At 54.0% G+C, this 17,019-nt stretch carries 18 protein-coding genes and 1 tRNA gene; 8 read left to right on the top strand and 11 right to left on the bottom strand.

The annotated features are described in order from the left end of the window. Nucleotides 1-36 precede the first annotated feature (36 nt). The 4 genes from AC2FGB_RS02980 (at nucleotide 37) to rpsI (ending at nucleotide 3,079) form a co-directional block, all read left to right on the top strand. A complete protein-coding gene (locus AC2FGB_RS02980) occupies nucleotides 37-1,440 on the top strand; it encodes an aminotransferase-like domain-containing protein (protein ID WP_496693182.1) in 1,404 nt (467 codons plus the stop codon). Nucleotides 1,441-1,451: 11 nt separating this feature from the next. Further along, nucleotides 1,452-1,982 carry a GNAT family N-acetyltransferase gene (locus AC2FGB_RS02975; protein WP_496693181.1) on the top strand — a complete coding sequence of 177 codons (531 nt, stop codon included), beginning with the start codon at nucleotides 1,452-1,454 and terminating at the stop codon, nucleotides 1,980-1,982. 147 nt (nucleotides 1,983-2,129) lie between these two features. Continuing rightward, nucleotides 2,130-2,588, top strand: coding sequence for a 50S ribosomal protein L13 (gene rplM / locus AC2FGB_RS02970; protein ID WP_113790645.1), 459 nt, complete (start codon nucleotides 2,130-2,132; stop codon nucleotides 2,586-2,588). A gap of 5 nt (nucleotides 2,589-2,593) precedes the next feature. After that, nucleotides 2,594-3,079, top strand: coding sequence for a 30S ribosomal protein S9 (gene rpsI, locus AC2FGB_RS02965; RefSeq protein ID WP_281972117.1), 486 nt, complete (start codon nucleotides 2,594-2,596; stop codon nucleotides 3,077-3,079). 102 nt (nucleotides 3,080-3,181) lie between these two features. On the opposite strand, the gene AC2FGB_RS02960 is transcribed toward rpsI, so the two are convergent. From AC2FGB_RS02960 to AC2FGB_RS02910, 11 genes are all read right to left on the bottom strand, one after another. Then, nucleotides 3,182-4,270, bottom strand: coding sequence for an SGNH/GDSL hydrolase family protein (locus tag AC2FGB_RS02960; RefSeq protein ID WP_496693180.1), 1,089 nt, complete (start codon nucleotides 4,268-4,270; stop codon nucleotides 3,182-3,184). 153 nt (nucleotides 4,271-4,423) lie between these two features. Beyond that, nucleotides 4,424-5,089, bottom strand: coding sequence for a YrbL family protein (locus AC2FGB_RS02955; protein ID WP_496693179.1), 666 nt, complete (start codon nucleotides 5,087-5,089; stop codon nucleotides 4,424-4,426). Nucleotides 5,090-5,233: 144 nt separating this feature from the next. Further along, nucleotides 5,234-6,394 (bottom strand): ABC transporter substrate-binding protein, encoded by a 1,161-nt coding sequence (locus tag AC2FGB_RS02950; protein ID WP_281994628.1) that lies wholly within the window; start codon nucleotides 6,392-6,394, stop codon nucleotides 5,234-5,236. Nucleotides 6,395-6,423: 29 nt separating this feature from the next. Then, complete coding sequence (locus AC2FGB_RS02945; protein WP_496693178.1) at nucleotides 6,424-8,310, bottom strand: AMP-dependent synthetase/ligase; 1,887 nt, start codon at nucleotides 8,308-8,310, stop codon at nucleotides 6,424-6,426. 5 nt (nucleotides 8,311-8,315) lie between these two features. Further along, nucleotides 8,316-9,089, bottom strand: coding sequence for an ABC transporter ATP-binding protein (locus tag AC2FGB_RS02940; protein WP_496693177.1), 774 nt, complete (start codon nucleotides 9,087-9,089; stop codon nucleotides 8,316-8,318). After that, complete coding sequence (locus tag AC2FGB_RS02935) at nucleotides 9,086-9,850, bottom strand: ABC transporter ATP-binding protein (RefSeq protein WP_496688060.1); 765 nt, start codon at nucleotides 9,848-9,850, stop codon at nucleotides 9,086-9,088. Before AC2FGB_RS02935 ends, AC2FGB_RS02940 begins: the two co-directional genes overlap by 4 nt. Beyond that, nucleotides 9,847-10,944 (bottom strand): branched-chain amino acid ABC transporter permease, encoded by a 1,098-nt coding sequence (locus tag AC2FGB_RS02930; RefSeq protein WP_496688062.1) that lies wholly within the window; start codon nucleotides 10,942-10,944, stop codon nucleotides 9,847-9,849. The genes AC2FGB_RS02935 and AC2FGB_RS02930 overlap by 4 nt, the downstream gene beginning before the upstream one ends. 3 nt (nucleotides 10,945-10,947) lie before the next feature. Next, the gene (locus AC2FGB_RS02925; RefSeq protein ID WP_281994624.1) at nucleotides 10,948-11,823 is read right to left on the bottom strand and encodes a branched-chain amino acid ABC transporter permease; all 876 of its coding nucleotides are present in this window, start codon (nucleotides 11,821-11,823) and stop codon (nucleotides 10,948-10,950) included. Nucleotides 11,824-11,897: 74 nt separating this feature from the next. Continuing rightward, nucleotides 11,898-12,926: a zinc-binding dehydrogenase gene (locus AC2FGB_RS02920; protein ID WP_496693176.1), complete on the bottom strand. Its 1,029-nt coding sequence runs from the start codon at nucleotides 12,924-12,926 to the stop codon at nucleotides 11,898-11,900. Between the two features lie 201 nt (nucleotides 12,927-13,127). Then, nucleotides 13,128-13,649 (bottom strand): hypothetical protein, encoded by a 522-nt coding sequence (locus AC2FGB_RS02915; RefSeq protein WP_281972111.1) that lies wholly within the window; start codon nucleotides 13,647-13,649, stop codon nucleotides 13,128-13,130. A 344-nt stretch (nucleotides 13,650-13,993) separates the two neighbouring features. After that, nucleotides 13,994-14,083: transfer RNA gene (locus tag AC2FGB_RS02910), tRNA-Ser, on the bottom strand. Between the two features lie 183 nt (nucleotides 14,084-14,266). On the opposite strand from AC2FGB_RS02910, the gene AC2FGB_RS02905 reads away from it, so the two are divergent. The 4 genes from AC2FGB_RS02905 to rpmA all read left to right on the top strand — a co-directional run bounded on the left by AC2FGB_RS02905 (nucleotide 14,267) and on the right by rpmA (nucleotide 16,955). Beyond that, nucleotides 14,267-15,049 (top strand): DUF2059 domain-containing protein, encoded by a 783-nt coding sequence (locus AC2FGB_RS02905; RefSeq protein WP_496693333.1) that lies wholly within the window; start codon nucleotides 14,267-14,269, stop codon nucleotides 15,047-15,049. After that, on the top strand, nucleotides 15,049-15,846 hold the full coding sequence (locus tag AC2FGB_RS02900; protein ID WP_281994622.1) for a DUF2059 domain-containing protein: 798 nt from the start codon (nucleotides 15,049-15,051) through the stop codon (nucleotides 15,844-15,846). Before AC2FGB_RS02905 ends, AC2FGB_RS02900 begins: the two co-directional genes overlap by 1 nt. A 210-nt stretch (nucleotides 15,847-16,056) precedes the next feature. After that, nucleotides 16,057-16,674, top strand: coding sequence for a 50S ribosomal protein L21 (locus tag AC2FGB_RS02895; protein ID WP_271947092.1), 618 nt, complete (start codon nucleotides 16,057-16,059; stop codon nucleotides 16,672-16,674). Between the two features lie 11 nt (nucleotides 16,675-16,685). After that, nucleotides 16,686-16,955 (top strand): 50S ribosomal protein L27, encoded by a 270-nt coding sequence (gene rpmA, locus AC2FGB_RS02890; RefSeq protein WP_496693175.1) that lies wholly within the window; start codon nucleotides 16,686-16,688, stop codon nucleotides 16,953-16,955. The last annotated feature ends 64 nt before the right edge of the window (nucleotides 16,956-17,019 follow it).

Raw genomic sequence — 17,019 nt, 5'->3', positions numbered from 1 at the left:
ATTCATAATTGTGCTGCAATCAAAGGAAGAATTGTAATGGATACAATTTGGCCAGAGTCACTGCCTAAATCCAAAGGGCCAAAATATACACTGGTCGCCGATACAATTCGAAAAGCTATAGATAACAATATTTTGGAAGTCGGTACAAAGCTGCCGCCGGTGCGGGAACTTGCCTATAGGTTACAAATCACACCCGGCACCGTTGCGCGCGCCTATACGATACTCACAGACGAAGGTCTGCTCAGCGCCGAAGTAGGACGTGGTACATTTGTGGCCCCGCCCAAGGCGCCTCTGCTCGATGATGTCTGGGCTCGGCAACTTCATCTCAGAGATGACAAATATGAAGCCAATGTCAGCCTGTTCAGCCCAAGGCTCGCCGATATGGGGCAGGTGGCCCTGATCCGCGAATGTATGCAGAAAGTGGCACAATCCGATCCACGCCTGTTTATGAACTATCCAACCCGCGATGCGTATAAACCTATGCGACAGGCTGTTGTAGATTGGCTTTCCGATTTGCCATTGGGACCAATTTCGCAGGACGATATCGTTCTGACCCACGGCGGACAAAACGGCCTTTGCCTTGTATTTCAGACAATATTACGCGGACCAAAGCCGATCGTTCTGGTTGAGGATCTGTCATACGCGGGGTTCCGACGCGCCGGTGAGTTGATGCGTGCAGAGGTCGTTGGCGTAAAGATGGACAAATGGGGCGTGGATCCCAACGCTATGGAGCATGTCCTTCGCCAGTCGGCGGCGCAGGCCATATGTGTCTCACCCGAGGTTCAAAATCCGACCGGCTCACATACGCCACTGGAACGCCGCAAAGAAGTTGTGGAAATCGCGCGGCGGTTTGGCGTCCAGATAATCGAAGACGACTGCTACCGCATGGGTGATGCAAGAGCGCCCAGCTATCGCGCCCTGGCGCCGGAAAGGGGATGGCATGTGTCGTCGATCTCGAAGATCTTGACGCCCGCACTGCGTGTCGGGTTTGCCATAGCGCCGCGCGAGCGCAGCGTTGATCTGCGCCGTTCAGCGGAATATGGCTATTTTGGCCTTGCTCAGCCGCTTGCCGAACTGGCGCGGCTGATGTTGTCTGATCCGCGGACGCGCCAAATCGCAAAAGATGTCCGGACCCGGATGGGGGAATATGTGCGCGTGGCCGTAAACGCCCTGGGTGGGTTCGACCTGAACTGGGCCTCAGATGTACCTTTTGTCTGGCTGAACTTGCCTTCTGGTTGGCGAGCGGCTGCGTTCAGCCGCGCAGCCGAGCGAGAGGGAATTCAACTGCGGTCTGCCGATGAGTTTGCTTTGCGTGACGGGCGCGCGCCCAATGCGGTGCGCATTGCCATGAACGGGCATGTATCGTTGGATCAATTCGAGGACGCAATGCAGCGTCTCAGGCGTTTGCTGGATAATCCACCCGAACAGATTTCGGTGTAAGGGGACGCTTAATGGATATTCGGGAAATGCGGGACAGGGGATTTGTCGTCACACCGATGCTCAAAAGTGACTTCGAAGACCTGCACCTTGCAGCCAGCGATCCGTTGATTTGGGCCGGGCATCCCGCCAAATCCCGCCATCAGAAAGAAGTTTTCGCCCCTTATTTCGATTTTCTGTTGAGCGCAGGTGGGTCAGTGACAGTACGCGAAGAGGCGACAGGCCGGGTCATAGGGTGCTCTCGCTATTATGAGCCTCCCGAAGTTCCCGGGGGCATCGGCATCGGATACAGCTTTATCACCCGTGATCACTGGGGCGGAGCCAGCAATCGGGCGATCAAATCGCTGATGGTAAATCGGGTGTTCGGCGAACTGGATGAGGTCTGGTTTCATATCGACCCAACCAACTTGCGATCACAAAAAGGGACCGCGAAACTTGGGGCGCGGTACGTTGATACCCAGCAACTTGTTCTTGGTACCGGGGCTGGGCAGTGGATGCGTTGGGTATTGACAGAAAAAGACTGGCAAGAATATGGGGTAAAATAATACCTATTTTCTAATGCATTGTTTTTGCATAATTAAATCTGATTTGTGCGTATTGACCCGCCTATCACCTGGGTTTAAACCCCATCCATCGAATTCGGACCGCTCCGTATGGGGGCGGTCTTTCACATCAAACAGGACTATCCTGCCATGAAAACCTTTTCTGCAACACCTGCAGACATCGACAAGAAATGGATCCTGATCGACGCCGAGGGCGTTGTTCTGGGCCGTCTTGCTTCGATCGTCGCCATGCGTCTGCGTGGCAAGCACAAAGCGTCGTTCACCCCGAACATGGACATGGGCGACAATGTCATCGTGATCAACGCTGACAAAATCCAGATGACCGGCAAGAAGCGCGAAGAGAACTTCTACTGGCACACTGGCCACCCGGGCGGCATCAAGTCGCGCACCAAGCAGCAGATCCTCGAGGGCAAATACCCCGAGCGCGTCGTGACCCAGGCGGTCAAGCGCATGCTGCCGGGCAACCGCCTATCGCGTCAGGTTATGACCAACCTGCGTGTTTATGCCGGTGCCGAGCATCCCCATGAGGCGCAAGCGCCCGAAGTTCTGGATGTTGCATCCATGAACAAGAAAAACACCCGGAGCTAATGACCATGGCTGATCAGATCAATACTCTCGAAGAGCTGAGCGCCGTTGCAGGCGTTGAAGCCGTGGCCGAAGAAGTCATCGTGCGTGAACCCGTACGTGACGAACTGGGTCGTGCCTATGCCACCGGCAAGCGTAAAGACGCTGTTGCCCGCGTTTGGATCAAGCCGGGTTCCGGTAAGGTCACCGTGAACGGCAAAGACCAGGACGTGTACTTTGCACGCCCCGTTCTGCAGCTGATCCTGCGCCAGCCGTTTCAGGTTGCCGGCGTAGAAGGTGAGTTCGACGTTGTTGCAACCGTCAAAGGCGGTGGCCTGACCGGTCAGGCCGGTGCGGTCAAGCACGGCGTCTCGAAAGCGCTGCAACTGTACGATCCGTCGCTGCGTGGCGCACTGAAAGCCGCTGGTTTCCTGACCCGCGACAGCCGCGTTGTGGAACGTAAGAAATACGGTAAGCGCAAAGCGCGTCGTTCGTTCCAGTTCTCCAAGCGTTAATCGCTGGCACGAACCTTCAAGACTGTTTCAAACGGCCGCACAATGTTGCGGCCGTTTTTCTTTTGTTGATTGGGATTTGGTTTGCCGAATCTGTTTTCGAACTCAGCCAGCTGCTTTGGTTTCGATCAGCGGGGCCAGAATCTGGAACATGAAATCAGACAGAACCCTGTTGCCGTCGGCATTCAGATGACCATCGTATCTGAAATACAGATCTTTACCTGTGGAGCTGTATTCTTCGGTGAGGTAGGGCAACGCTTCGTGCCACTGAAATCCTTGCTCGGCCACCACACCCTCCATCAGGCGGTCGGGTAGGCCGGGATCAACCTCGGGATCAGAAGATGTTTTTGCGGCCTGGAGAACCTGAAACAACTGTGGGACAGACACGACCACAAGCTCGGATCCCTGCGACTGCGTGAAGGTGGCCATGCGGGTAAACACCTGCTTTGTCGTCTCGACTTTGGCCTGAAACAGCTCGCTCATCGGGGTGGTGAAAAACGCCTTTCGCGGCGTCATCAGGTACAGTTGGGTATAGCTCTGATCGTTGGCCATCAGCATTCGCTTTAACATCGTGACCGAGTGCAGCGAGGATTTCTTGATATTCCCGGACCCCACAACCGAGCTGACATCGCTGTAAGCGACATCAACGCCATCAACGGTCCGAATAGGCTCATTTGCAAACATATCGTTGGGAAGAAAGGTCACCAGCACAATATCGGGGTTATATTTTTCGCTTAACCGCTCAAGATACAGCGCCTGTTGAGATGTGTTATATCCCGGAACACCTGCGTTGATCAGCTGAACAGGCATGCCTTGATCCAGGAACTTCTGGGCCAAGAGTTCTGGCCAGATATCGCCCAGCTCATTTGAGGCGCCGAAGGTAAAGGAATCTCCCAGCAACAGGATCTTGATGGTTTTTCCATCGTCTGATGCACTGGCTGGAAAGCGGGTTTCACGAAACCCGTTTTCGTCGACTTTATACTCAACCGTGAACTCTGGTGCATTGATGGCGACGACGGTGTTTGGCCTGTTCGTATGCCCGACGACCGGGTCCTTCAATCCAAGTGGACCACCCTCTGGATATGTTGTCAGAACGCCTTGTGGTGACAGCCAACGGATGCCCAGCTCCACACCAGCAAGAAGCGTTGCAGAGATCATCACGATGATCAGAAAGTTCAGAATTTTTGACCGCATTTTTTATCTAACTACCTAGAATACCATTTACCGAATTGGTCCCGTTATCGTTGTAATGACGAGGACGCACAAAAAACATTTCTGAATGTTGAGATTAACAGCCCGCACACGTCAAGCGTGAGACGAAAAGAAAGTCACTCCAACACGGATTTGTCAGTCCGCTTCACGTCCTAAAGCCTGTTGAGCCAAAGCAAGGAATTTCTGCCGAGTCTGCTCGATCTTTCGTTTGTTCAGGCTTGGGAACCACCTGCGAACTGGGATCGCCTGCTTATTTCCGAAACTGTCTATCCAGACCCATCGTCCTGAGCCGTCGGCCAACGTCTGATAGACGATGTTGCCGGGGTTCTGGTTACTGACCAAAACGTTCTCTTTGACCAAAATGTCAAAATGCGCGTTCAAAGAATCCAAGTGATGCGGCTTAAGGCGACGGCTTTGGACCATACCAATAAGGCTGGGCGATAGCTGCCCGTCAGGCTCGGAAATCCGCTCGTACATAAGTGCCAGACCCAGGTCCGTCTGAACCACACCTCGCACCTCACATACGGGGATAGGGGCAGCGGATTTCTGGTGACGCACCATAAGATCAAACGACTCGTGAAACTCGCGCAGAAATCCTTTGAACGCCGTCGAGCGTCGAAACATCCGATCAAACCAGGTATCCGTCACAAGATGAGCTTCGTCATCTATCGTCTGAGGTTGCGGGATCTTCAGCAGAGTGTCCGGCAGATCAGGGTGTTGATAGACAAATTGCCGATTACCCTGCGCGATGATCTTACGATCTTTCAACGATAACAGATTTTCGATTCGAGTTTTTTCCATTTCGCCTAACTATAGCGGTTTTGCATTGGAACCAATTATCCGCAGGTGGATAGCCCAAAACAAAATGAAAAAGCCGTCCGTATTGGAACGGACGGCTCATGGTTTCTAACGCCTGAATGCTGATTAAACTCTGTTTTTCAGTCGTTACTCTTCGTGGACCAGCTTCCAAGCACCGTTTTCAACAACGCTCACAAACACCGTGTCGGCACCCTGGTGGTCGTCCGGCGAAAACGAGATGTGATTTCCAACCAGTTCGTCGTTGTAGTCGAGTGTCTCCATCGCAGCGATAAAACTGTCATGAGTCAGATCGGGGCCGGCGGCGTCCAGCGCCTTAACCATCATTTCAGCCGCAGAATAGCCCAACATCGCAAATCCAACGGGGTCTTCGCCTGTTGCAGCCTTATACTCTTCGATGAAGGCTGCAGGGGCCGGTTGATCCGCGCGGGCCCACAAGTCCAGCCATGAGGCGGCGGCATAAAAACCATCCGTCACGCCACCCGGCACCTGGGCAACGACGGTCAGGAAGCTGGCTGATGTTCCCAAGAATTTCATATCCGTTAGACCCATCTTTTTGGCGGTGCCAACCACAGTGATCGCCTGCCGAACCCCAAGGGCCATGGTGACGATGTCGCAGCCTTCATCTCTGAGCTTGCTCAGAGAGCCCACGAAATCGGTCTCATCGGGCTTGTGCGTGGTTTCTGTGCCAAAACCGATCCCAGCCTCTTCGGCACCCGCCTTGCTGCCTTCCAGAATCTCCTCGCCGAAATCGGTGGGCAGATACATGGTGCAGACCGTTTGCGATCCGAATTCGCTGGCCAGATAGTTCACGCCGACACGCGCCTGATCGAAATAGGTGGAAAAGGACGTGAATTTGTTGCGCACTGGTTCTTGCAGCATTTTCTGTGACGACGTCAAAGGCGCGACATTCGGAATGCCCTTGGGATCCAGCAGTTTGAATCCGGCCAGGTTCATCGGCGTACCCAGAGATTGCAACATCGCAAACACCTTGTCGCGGTTCAGCAACTTGTTGTAGCCCTGCATCGCGCGCGGCATCTGATAACCATTATCCTCAACCACAAAACGGATGGTCCGACCGTGAACACCACCTGCAGCGTTCACGCGGTCGAACACCACATTGGCGCCTTTGGTGGCTGGGACACCAACAGCGGCGAAGATACCGCTCAGATCATTGACCGAGCCGATTACGATCTCATCATCCGTAACACCCTGTGTCTGAGCGCTGGAGAGTGTAGCGACAGCCGTCAAAACTGTGGCAGCGGACAGCCGTTTAATCAGATTCCTCATTATAATCCTCCCTTTGGATAACGTTTTGTCTAATTGTACATGTCTTCAATAAGATGTTCGTGTTTCTTTTCCACAAAGCTGCGCTTGAGCTTCATTGTGGCCGTCAGTTCGTCATCATCTGCCGTCAGCAGAACATCTATCAGGCGGAAATCCTTGATCTGCTCAACCCGTGCGAAATCCTTGTTTGCGGCACCAACTTCGTCTTTGATCTGGTCCCGAACCTCGGCGGAGGCACAAAGAGAGGCGAAATTCGAGAAGGGAACCTTTCGATCCTGCGCAAATTTCTCCACGTTTTCCTGATCAATCATGATTAGTGCAGTCAGGAACTTGCGCTTATCGCCAATTACAACTGCGTCCGAGATAAAGGGGCTGAACTTGAGACGGCTTTCAATCTCGGCCGGGGCTATATTTTTGCCGCCCGCCGTGATGATAAGATCTTTGAGGCGACCCGTAATGGTCACGAAACCGTCTTGGTCGATCTCGCCCATATCACCAGTACGCAACCAACCATCGGCAGTGAAAGTCTCGGCTGTTTTGGCGTTGTTTCGCCAGTAACCCTGAAAGATGTTCAACCCTTTAAGCTGAATCTCTCCGCCTTCGGAAATACGGACGTCATTGACCGGCACAGCCTTTCCAATGGTTCCGATCCTGTTGTTTCCAAGTGTATTCAATGTCGCCAGGCCCGATGTTTCGGTCATACCAAAACCTTCGACCAGAGGTACACCAATGGCCCAGTACCATTTCAGCAAGTCCGCCGAAATCGGAGCGGCGCCGCTTCCACCGCGCCGCATATTGTCCAACCCCAGCATCCGGCGCAGGTTACGCAGAACCAAACGGTCCCAAAGCCAGTACTGCGCGGCAACACTGGCCGGGACCGGCTTGCCCGCCAGGATATATTCGGCACGTGCCAGACCCGCCTTTACCGCCATTCCAAAGGCCGCGCGCCCGGTCGAGGTTGCATCCTGGGCCATGATCTGAACCTGAGAATAGATCTTTTCCCATACACGCGGGACCGCCGTAAACGTCGAAGGAGAAACCTCTTGCAGATTTGCGAAAACAGTCTCGGGGCTTTCGGCAAAGTTGACGACAGATTTCGTTGCCAGCGGGAAATATATGGAAACATCACGCTCGAGGATGTGGCAGAGCGGCAAAAAGCACAGCTGTTCATCTGTTTCCAATGCGGGCAAGGAATGGGCGCCGGCTTCGATTGCGGCCAGGATGTTCTCGTGGCTCAGCATTGCGCCTTTTGGCATGCCGGTCGTGCCGGACGTATAGACAAGAAGGGCGGTATCCTGCGGGGATGCAAGCGCGATTTCGGCGTCAAAGCGGTTCGGCTCTTCACGCTCGGTTTGCTGACCTAGCTCATAAAGATCGCCGATCAACATGCAGCGGTCATGGTCCAGGTCATGCAGACCTTCATCCTCAAGGATGATAACCTTCAAAAGATTGGAAAGATCACCTTCGACCTCAAGGAACTTGTCCAACTGCTCTTCATTTTCGACCACCAGAAAACGGCTGTCACTGTCATTGATCAGATATTTCAGTTGCGCGGCCGAATCCGTCGTATAGATGCCCGAGGCGATCCCCCCGACGCCCTGAATGCCCATATCGAACCAAGCCCATTCTTTTCGGTCCTCGGACAGGATCGATACGACCTCACCGCGTTTCAAACCGAGCTTTTGCAGGGCGAGGCCTATCCATTTCGCGTGCTGCCAGTAATCCGCCCAGGAATAGGATTTCCAGATACCGAAATCCTTTTCACGATGCGCCGTACGCGCGCTCAAATCGGCACAACGCTTTTGAAATAGTTGCCCGATGGTTGTGCATTCATCTACATAGACCGGTCGCTGACCGGGATTTGCGTTGTACTGAACACCGTTGATCATAATCTGAGAGGGCAGGGTGCTTATATTCATGCTGCTCACCTCCACGTCTTCTTGCGTTTCCAGCGACGGTTTTCACGCGAACCTTCTTCCTGCACGCCCAGATAGAAATTCTGGATGTCTTCTGACTGCATCAGCTCATCCGCGGGGCCATCCATGACGATGCGCCCGACCTCCATGACATAGCCGTGATGCGCCAGTTCCAGCGCAGCATTGGCGTTCTGTTCAACCAGCATCATCGTCATGTTCTGTTCATCATTCAGGCGCTTCAGGATTCCGAAAATCTCTTGCACAAGCAAAGGAGACAGGCCCAGCGAGGGCTCGTCCAGTAACATGATCCTTGGATTTGCCATCAACCCCCTCCCGATTGCCAACATCTGTTGTTGGCCTCCGGATAAGGTCCCCGCCTCTTGATTGCGGCGTTCTTTCAGGATCGGGAAGTATGAAAAAACCAGATCGCGATCATGATCAATTTGCCCCCGGTCCGACGAGGTATAGGCCCCGAGACTCAGGTTCTCCTCCACGGTCAAAAGGGGGAATACTTCGCGCCCTTCGGGTACGTGGACGACGCCTTTCTGCACGACTTTATGCGGCTCGGCCCCTTGAATTTCGACCCCGTCAAAGCTGATCTTGCCCTTTTCCGGGTCCATTACGCCGGACACGGTTTTCATCAATGTAGTCTTGCCGGCCCCATTGGCCCCAAGGATCGACACGATTTTACCCGGATGAACATCCAGCGACACGCCCCGGATTGCCATGATTGGCCCGTAAAAACTTTCGACATTGCGAATGGTCAGGATCGGATCGCTCATGAAACTTTCCCCAGATAGGCCTCAACCACTGCCGGGTGTGACTGTACCTGCGCAGGGGTTCCCAGTGCGAGCATTGCCCCATCCGCCATTGCAAGGACCCGATCCGAGACGCCCGAAACCAAAGCCATGTCATGTTCGACCATCAGCACCGTAATCCCCATCTGCCGCCGGATATCGTCTATCCACCAGCGCATATCGGTCGTTTCCTCGACCGACAGCCCCGAGGCCGGTTCATCCAGCAGTAACAACTTGGGATCGGTGGCCAGGGCGCGGGCAACTTCAACCACTTTGCGCACACCGTAAGGTAGGCCTGATATCATCTTGTCGCGATAGGCCTGCAGATCAAGAAAATCGATGATTTCTTCAACCTTTTCACGGTTTTCGATCTCTTGCCGCCGGGCCGACGGCAGGAACAGCACCTCGGATAAAAGTTTTGTCTTGCGGTGCCGATGTCGCCCGACCAGCAGGTTCTGCAGAACAGTGGCGTGTTCGAACAGTTCGATATTCTGAAACGTCCGCGCAACACCAAAAGCTGCAACGCCGGACGGTTTCACCTGCAGCAAGTTATGCCCGTCATACCGGATTGAACCCTCTTTTGGTTCATAAAAGCGCGAGATCAGATTGAAAACGGTCGATTTACCCGCGCCGTTGGGGCCGACTATGGCAAAAACCTCGCCGTCTTCGACCGAAAAGGACAGGTCGTTCACAGCCGTCACGCCACCAAATTTCAAGGTGACATTCTTAAATTCAAGCAGGCTCATCTCAGACGCTCCGTCTTGAGATAGGATTTCTGACGTTTGAACATGTCCTTGCGATAGAAGGGAAACAGTTCGAACCATGTCCGGATCTTCAGCCAACGTCCATACATCCCCATGGGTTCAAACAGGATAAAGGCGATCAGGATCATGCCGAAGATACCAAATTCCAATCCCGGAATTGCGACGGTGCTGCCCCCGAAAACTGCGCCGACATACTCTTTTGCGATCGACAAAAATTGCGGCAGAAACCCAATGACGACAGCACCCAGGAATGCCCCGTGGATTGAGCCCAGACCACCGATCACGATCATCATCAGCAACTGAATTGAGATTAGGACGCTGAATGTCTCGTTATTGAACGCGCCCGAGAACATCCCCATCAGAGCACCCGCCCAGCCGGTCACAGCGCAGGACAGGGCAAATGAGATCATCTTGGTCTGCGCAATATCAACACCCATCGCCTGGGCCGAGACCTCAGAATCTCGCACGGCGATGAAACTGCGCCCAAGCGGTGCGCGCAGCAGGTTGATATAGCCCAGAGTGACCAGAACCGCGACTGCAAGCACCAGCCAGAAGAATTGGACCGGCGTAGCCCAGCGATCGACCATGAATCCAAATATCTCGACCCCGCCGATATATTTACCGGCGACCCCGCCGGTGATCGGCTCGGCCAGGACAATCACGTCATCCATCAGGATCGACAGGGCCATGGTAAAGATTGCCAAGTAGATACCGTGAAGGCGCAGGGCCGGGATAGCAACGGTCACCCCTGCTATCCCGGTCAGGATACCGGCGATCGGGAAGGCCAGCAGGAATGGCAAGCCTGCCTCAATCAAGATGATATTCGCATAGCACCCAAAAGCCAGAAAAGCCGCATGCCCAAGGCTGACCTGTCCGGTATGGCCGGTCAGTATCATCAACCCAAGACCTGCAATCGCCCAGATCAGAACATTTGTCAGCTCACCCAGATAGAATGCGTCCAACCACAACGGAGCAGCGATCACGACGCCTAGAAGGATCAGGTATAGGCTCAGTTGATACCGGTCTTTCCAAGGCCGGATATCTTGCATGTAACTGGTCTTGAAAATGATCCGCATCGCTTAAACCTTTTTGACCCTAACTTGGCTGAACAGCCCATTGGGGCGAAAGATAAGGACAGCCAACAACAGCGCATAAGGTGCAATCTGACTGTACCCAGCAGCGATATAGCGACTGGCAAACGGTTCGATTACGCCAACGATCAAACCTCCGGCCAATGCTCCAGGTAAACTTCCGAATCCGCCAATGACCGCAGCGGCGAAGGCCTTAATGCCCAGAAGTCCGGTTGCCGGGTCCACGGATCCTTTGGCGGCAAACAAAATGCCTGCGATACCCGCAACCACGCCGGCCAACGCCCAGATGAAACCCTGCACACGTTTTACCGGGATACCCATATAATAGGCCGCCAGCTGATTTTGTGAGGCACCCTGCATTGCAAGCCCAAGCTTGGTACGACTGAAGAACTGGTACAGCCCCCAGGTCAGCAGAACGGTAACGACAATAACCGCCACGTCCTCCATCCCCAGTACAAGGCCACCAAAACGCACTTCTTTTCCGGCCAGTGGATTCTGCAGCGTCTGCGGTTCGTGCCCCCAAATCAGACCAGCGACAAATCGGATTACAAAGCCCAGGGCGATGGTCAGAATGACCACAGCCGTCTGGCTTTCCCCGAAAAGTCGCCGAATGATCAACCGGTCCAGCAAGTACCCCAGCGCGCCCATGATCCCCAACGAGATCGGCAAGGCCAGCCAAAAAGGCAGCCCCATATATTCGGCATTTGTAAGCCCGATGGTAACAAAGGCGCCCAGCATCATGAGGTCACCCTGTGCGAAATTCACTGCCTCGGTCGCCTTGTAAATCAGAACAAATCCGAGCGCGATCAGCCCATAGACACAGCCATTCGCCAGCCCGCTAATCAGCAGCTGCGCATTATCCAAACTCACCTCCCTATACCGGTTGCTCCGGGTTCATTTAGATCCCGGGCCTCCTCCTTAGCCCGGGGTTTGTACTACTATGGCGTGATAATTACCTTTCCGTCACTCTTTTGCAGCGCATCAACCAGCCCGGACATAACATTTTTTAATGTAAGCTTTTCAGAAACATCTGTTTTCCAACGCCCGTCCGCAAAGCGTGCCTGAACCTCGGCAACGACACGTACCACATCTTCGCGAGGCGTCGCTGTCATCCATTGTGTCAGCCAAAACCCTTCGATTTTCTTACCCATAAAGATGAGCTGTCCCGTCTGCGTTAGTTTGGGCAGTTCAGGGCTGAGCTTGCCATAACACACCCAGCGCGCACCTTTCGGCATCGCACAGAAAATCTGTTCGGAAATCTGGTCGGCGACGGCATCCAAAAAGACCCGAGGTTTAAGCTCTTTGCTAAGCGCTGCGAATTTCTGCAGCATGTCGGGGTCTGATGTTACCAGCACGTCATGCGCGCCCAGCTCTTTCAATGCAGCAACGGTCTCAGCGCGTCTCACGATTGCAATCGGCTTGAGCCCAAGATCGCGACCGAGGCTGCACATAAGCTTGCCCAACTGACTGGTTGCGGCAGATACGATAAAAGCATCTCCGGCCTGACGCGCCAGATCGACCATCGCCATGGCCGTCATCGGGTTCACAATCTGTGCTGACCCATCGTCATCCGAGATATCCGGGCGCAGTGGAATACACATTTGTGCATCGGTCAGAGCGTACTCGGCCCAGGCACCGGAATGAGTGGCCATGAATGCCACGCGCTGTCCCTGCAAACCCTCGGCTCCGGCCCCGGTGGCGATGACGTCTCCACATCCCTCAAACCCGGCCGGAGACCCCTTTACCCTAGGCTGCCCGTATTCACCCTTGATAAAATGCAGATCGGACGGATTAACCGATGACGCCCTCAGGCGGATCAGAACCTGTCCTGCGCCCGGCTCGGGCACAGGCATTTCCGTTTCGGCCAGCCAATCAGACGCATTTTGGATGCTGGGACCAGTGGCTTTGCCCGAATACCCATGATGAGTTTGAACGATCGCAAACATGGAAGTGGGAAGGGGGGTCATGAGCGTACCTTTTCTGAACGATAGGAAACTGTCGGGTCCTGCTTGACTGCATCAAACCAACAATTTCGAAAATGATGGCCATGATCGACATCAACCGTGGCATATGTGTTCAGATCAGCCAAGCAAATGGCCAAAGGCGCGTCAATCGAACTATTCTTTGACGTAGGGAAAGACCGCCTGTTTCGGCGGTCTTTCTAATTCTTACTGACCAGTCAACAAGGCCTGAAGTTCCTGAATTTTCAGCGCGATTGTTGCAGGTGAGGCTTTGATATCATCGAGAATACCAACCGCTTTTACCTTCAGTTCTTCTGCCAGTGTGCTTTCCTGAACTGAGGCCACCATGGCGTCATAGTCAAAGTTATCAACACTCATAGCGCCGCTCTCAACCCAGGAATTCAGCAGCTCTTGCCCTTGGTTGGTGAGGGCAGCGACCTCTTCTCCAGCTTGATCGGCCAGCTCAGTCGCTGTTTCACCGGCTTGAGTGGCTAGGTCAGACGCGGCTTCGCTGGACTGTTCGACGATTTCAGCCGCCTGTTCCGTAACGGAAGACGCAGCTTCGCCAGCCTGTTCGGTAACCGATTCTACGGCTTCAGACACGGCGTTTCCGGTTTCTTCAGCAGCGGCTTGCGGCTGTTCGACCGGAGCGGCAGGTTGATTCAGATAGTAATAGATTGCGGCGCCAACGCCGGCGACGACGACCCCTAGCAAGATTATACGCGACATGGGATTCTCCTTTGAAATATGTGTCGCCGAGATGGGGGGAAACTAGCGGACTGGAAAGGGGAATTCGTGGAACATCCTCTCAGAACAAGGGATTGAGCCAGTGTACGCCGATCTGGGCCGATCCCATGGCAATAACACGCCAACGTTGAACAACCAGTGGCCGAGATGTCATTCTTGTCAACCAACCCACAGGGTCGCACAAATGCCTGTTCGACAGGAAAGCACAGAGGCTAAGAATTCTCGTAGGAAGGCGCGCAAAGCGAATAAGGCGACAAAGGCCTGCATTTCAGGTGCTTGAGCTAAATTCCGGAAAGCTGGTTGCCAATCATGCGCTGAATGGCTGATGGCGGAGAGACAGGGATTCGAACCCTGGGTGGGCTTGCACCCACAACGGTTTTCGAGACCGCCCCGTTCGACCACTCCGGCACCTCTCCGCGGGGGTCTGTGAGGGGGGGATTTAGTGATGAACACCCGGGGGTGCAAGCAGAAAGTTTCATAATTTATCAATCCCAGGATTTTCCGTTGCCAGATGCCGCAAAACCCCTAGGCTTCTGTACATGAGACATTTTACGCACCACATCACCACCGCCCTTTCGCTGTTTCTTTTCACAGTATTCATGTTGCCAATCCCGGCATCCGCTACCGGGCGCGATAGGATCGAGGCATTCTTGACCACGACCGGTTTCGACGTTGCTCTTGAAAGTATTGCTCTGGCTTCGGCCTCGGCACCTCAGATGCTGGGTTTTGACCCCGATGGATTCGGGTCGGACTGGGCGCGGCTGACCGAAGAAGTTTTCGATACCAAAGACATGCATGAAACTGCAGTTTCGATTTTAGAGCAGACGCTCAGCGATCAGGCGCTGAATCACGCGGTAGAATTCTATGCATCAGATCTGGGTCAACGACTGGTCTCTGCTGAAAACGCTTCCCATCTGATCGAAGATGACGAAGCGAAACAACAGCAGGGGCAAGAGATAGTCGCTCAACTTGTCCGCGAAGGCTCTCAACGTGTTGAGAGTCTAAAAAGGATGAACACTGCCATCGACTCAAGCGGTACTTCTTTGCGCGCCCTTCAGGAAATACAAATCCGGTTCCTCCTCGCCGCCAGCGCTTCAGGTGTGATCGAACTACAGTTGGATGCAGATGAATTGCGCGCAATGATGAAACAGAACGAAACCGGGATGCGACAGGCCTTACAGCTCTCCGCACTTGCCGGTGCTGCTTATACCTATCAGGATTTCTCGGATGCGGATGTCATCACCTATGTCGAAGCGTTGGAACAGCCTCTAATGCAGGAAGTCTACGAACTTTTGAACGCCATTCAGTATGAGATAATGGCTATGAAATTCGAAGTCTTGGCAACCAAAATGGCCGAGCTTCACCCCGCACAGGACATCTGATGCGCATTCTGATCGTTTTTGCCCTGATCTTCTGGGCCACATCATCCGGCGCCGTGGAAAAAGCGGATCGGCTGGCGCAGGCAATGCGTCTGGAGAACCTGATCGAAATCCTCCTGTCCGAAGGCGGAAAGATGAGCCAAGAGATGGACGCCACTTTGTTGGATGGCAACGGTGGCGCTCTGTTCGAAACTCGGGTCGAGGCGATTTATGATCCCGATTGGATGTATGATCAGTTGGTCCAGGGATTCCGGCAAAGCCTGGATGAAGTGCATTTGGAACGCGCCATCGCCTTTTTTGAAAGCGATCTTGGCCAGACCATCGTTTCCCTTGAGAATTCCGCACGGCTTGCATTTGTTGATCCGGCAATCGAAGACTTGGCAAAACAGGCCTATTTCGAAAACACCAAAGACAGCATGCAGTTCAAACTGGTCGAAGAGTACATACTGGCCAACGACCTGATCAAACAGAACGTGCGGAGCGCTTTGAGCGCGGATTACAACTTTTTCAGGGGGATAAATGACGGCCAGGTTCTCGATGACAGCGACCTTCTGGACAACCTTCTGCTGCAAAAGGACGGGATCGAGCAAGAGACAGAAACCTGGCTGTATTCCTTTCTGTTGATGGCCTATAACCCTCTGAGCAACGCCCAGATGCGCAAGAACATCGCGTTTTCTCGAACGGATACAGGGCAAGCGCTGAACAGCTCACTGTTCGAAAGCTTCGACAGTATGTATGATCAGATCTATTACGATCTGGGAAAGGCGGTTGCGGCTGTCTTACAGGGCTCTGATCTTTAGTCGCCATTTCATGTTGACTTTCCTCTGCAATCTTTGGATAAGCGCCCATCCCGGCCGGAATCTCCGCGCCGGGTATCGTTATTATTGACCCAAGGGGCTGATCCATGGGTCATTCACACAGCCCGAAAAAGGGCGCGCTGTTCGAGGTGGCTGAGGCCGAAAACACCCGCAAGGGGACCACAGAACGCGGGTTAGACAAAGGAAAGACGCATGTTTGCGGTCCTCAAGACTGGCGGCAAGCAGTACAAGGTTCAGGCGGGTGATATCCTCCGCGTTGAAAAATTGGCTGCCGACGCAGGTGAAAAAGTTCAATTCAACGATGTTCTGATGCTGGGCGGTGACGCTCCGGTTGTTGGTGCACCGTTTGTAGATGGTGCAGCCGTTCAGGCCGACGTGATCGAACAGATTAAGGGTGACAAGGTCATCAACTTCGTCAAGCGCCGTCGTAAGCACAGCTCGAAGCGTACCGTTGGCCACCGTCAGAAGCTGACCCTGGTCAAGATCACCGACATCCTGTCGTCGGGCGCTGACAAGTCGGGCATCAAAGCTGCAACCGGTTCCGCGCCGGCTGGCGAAGCTGCACCCGCAGCGAAAAAGCCCGCCAAGAAAGCAGAAGCCAAAGCAGAGGCACCCGCCGCTGTTGCTGCTGCAGACGATCTGACCGCGCTGAACGGTGTCGGCCCTGCCGCTGCCAAAAAGCTGAACGAGGCCGGTATCGAGAGCTTTGCCGCTCTGGCCGCCTTGTCGGACGAGCAGATTGCTGCTATCGAAACGGTCAAAGTGAAGCCCGAATGGGTTGAGCAGGCCAAAGAGCTTGCTAAAGGCTAAGGAGAGAGAGAATGGCACATAAAAAAGCTGGCGGTTCCTCCCGTAACGGTCGCGACTCAGCTGGTCGCCGCCTTGGCGTGAAACTGTATGGTGGCCAGGCCGCCATTTCAGGCAACATCATCGTGCGTCAGCGCGGCACCAAGTTCTGGCCGGGCGAAGGCGTAGGCATTGGCAAAGATCACACCATCTTTGCAACTGTTGATGGCGCTGTGAAGTTCCACAAAGGCCTCAAAAACCGCACCTTTATTTCGGTCCTGCCAGTGTCGGAGGCCGCAGAGTAAGCCGAAACCCATAAGGTTTGAAAATTCTTGGGGGACCGGCAGAAAATGCCGGTCCCTTTTCTCG

This window comes from Ruegeria sp. CDSC021 (assembly GCF_059610845.1).
This window is presented reverse-complemented; position numbering and strand designations above follow the sequence as displayed.

Bases quoted from the DNA above. Each gene is read 5' to 3' on its own strand.
- AC2FGB_RS02940 (WP_496693177.1), bottom strand. From the start codon at position 9,089: ATGAGCGATCCGATCCTGACCATTCGCAATGTCGAAAGTTTTTACGGG.
- AC2FGB_RS02980 (WP_496693182.1), top strand. From the start codon at position 37: ATGGATACAATTTGGCCAGAGTCACTGCCTAAATCCAAAGGGCCAAAA.
- rpmA (WP_496693175.1), top strand. From the start codon at position 16,686: ATGGCACATAAAAAAGCTGGCGGTTCCTCCCGTAACGGTCGCGACTCA.
- AC2FGB_RS02950 (WP_281994628.1), bottom strand. From the start codon at position 6,394: ATGAGGAATCTGATTAAACGGCTGTCCGCTGCCACAGTTTTGACGGCT.
- AC2FGB_RS02935 (WP_496688060.1), bottom strand. From the start codon at position 9,850: ATGAGCCTGCTTGAATTTAAGAATGTCACCTTGAAATTTGGTGGCGTG.
- AC2FGB_RS02930 (WP_496688062.1), bottom strand. From the start codon at position 10,944: ATGCGGATCATTTTCAAGACCAGTTACATGCAAGATATCCGGCCTTGG.
- rpsI (WP_281972117.1), top strand. From the start codon at position 2,594: ATGGCTGATCAGATCAATACTCTCGAAGAGCTGAGCGCCGTTGCAGGC.
- AC2FGB_RS02975 (WP_496693181.1), top strand. From the start codon at position 1,452: ATGGATATTCGGGAAATGCGGGACAGGGGATTTGTCGTCACACCGATG.
- AC2FGB_RS02915 (WP_281972111.1), bottom strand. From the start codon at position 13,649: ATGTCGCGTATAATCTTGCTAGGGGTCGTCGTCGCCGGCGTTGGCGCC.
- AC2FGB_RS02920 (WP_496693176.1), bottom strand. From the start codon at position 12,926: ATGACCCCCCTTCCCACTTCCATGTTTGCGATCGTTCAAACTCATCAT.
- AC2FGB_RS02900 (WP_281994622.1), top strand. From the start codon at position 15,049: ATGCGCATTCTGATCGTTTTTGCCCTGATCTTCTGGGCCACATCATCC.
- AC2FGB_RS02955 (WP_496693179.1), bottom strand. From the start codon at position 5,089: ATGGAAAAAACTCGAATCGAAAATCTGTTATCGTTGAAAGATCGTAAG.
- AC2FGB_RS02945 (WP_496693178.1), bottom strand. From the start codon at position 8,310: ATGAATATAAGCACCCTGCCCTCTCAGATTATGATCAACGGTGTTCAG.
- AC2FGB_RS02895 (WP_271947092.1), top strand. From the start codon at position 16,057: ATGTTTGCGGTCCTCAAGACTGGCGGCAAGCAGTACAAGGTTCAGGCG.
- AC2FGB_RS02960 (WP_496693180.1), bottom strand. From the start codon at position 4,270: ATGCGGTCAAAAATTCTGAACTTTCTGATCATCGTGATGATCTCTGCA.
- rplM (WP_113790645.1), top strand. From the start codon at position 2,130: ATGAAAACCTTTTCTGCAACACCTGCAGACATCGACAAGAAATGGATC.
- AC2FGB_RS02905 (WP_496693333.1), top strand. From the start codon at position 14,267: ATGTTGCCAATCCCGGCATCCGCTACCGGGCGCGATAGGATCGAGGCA.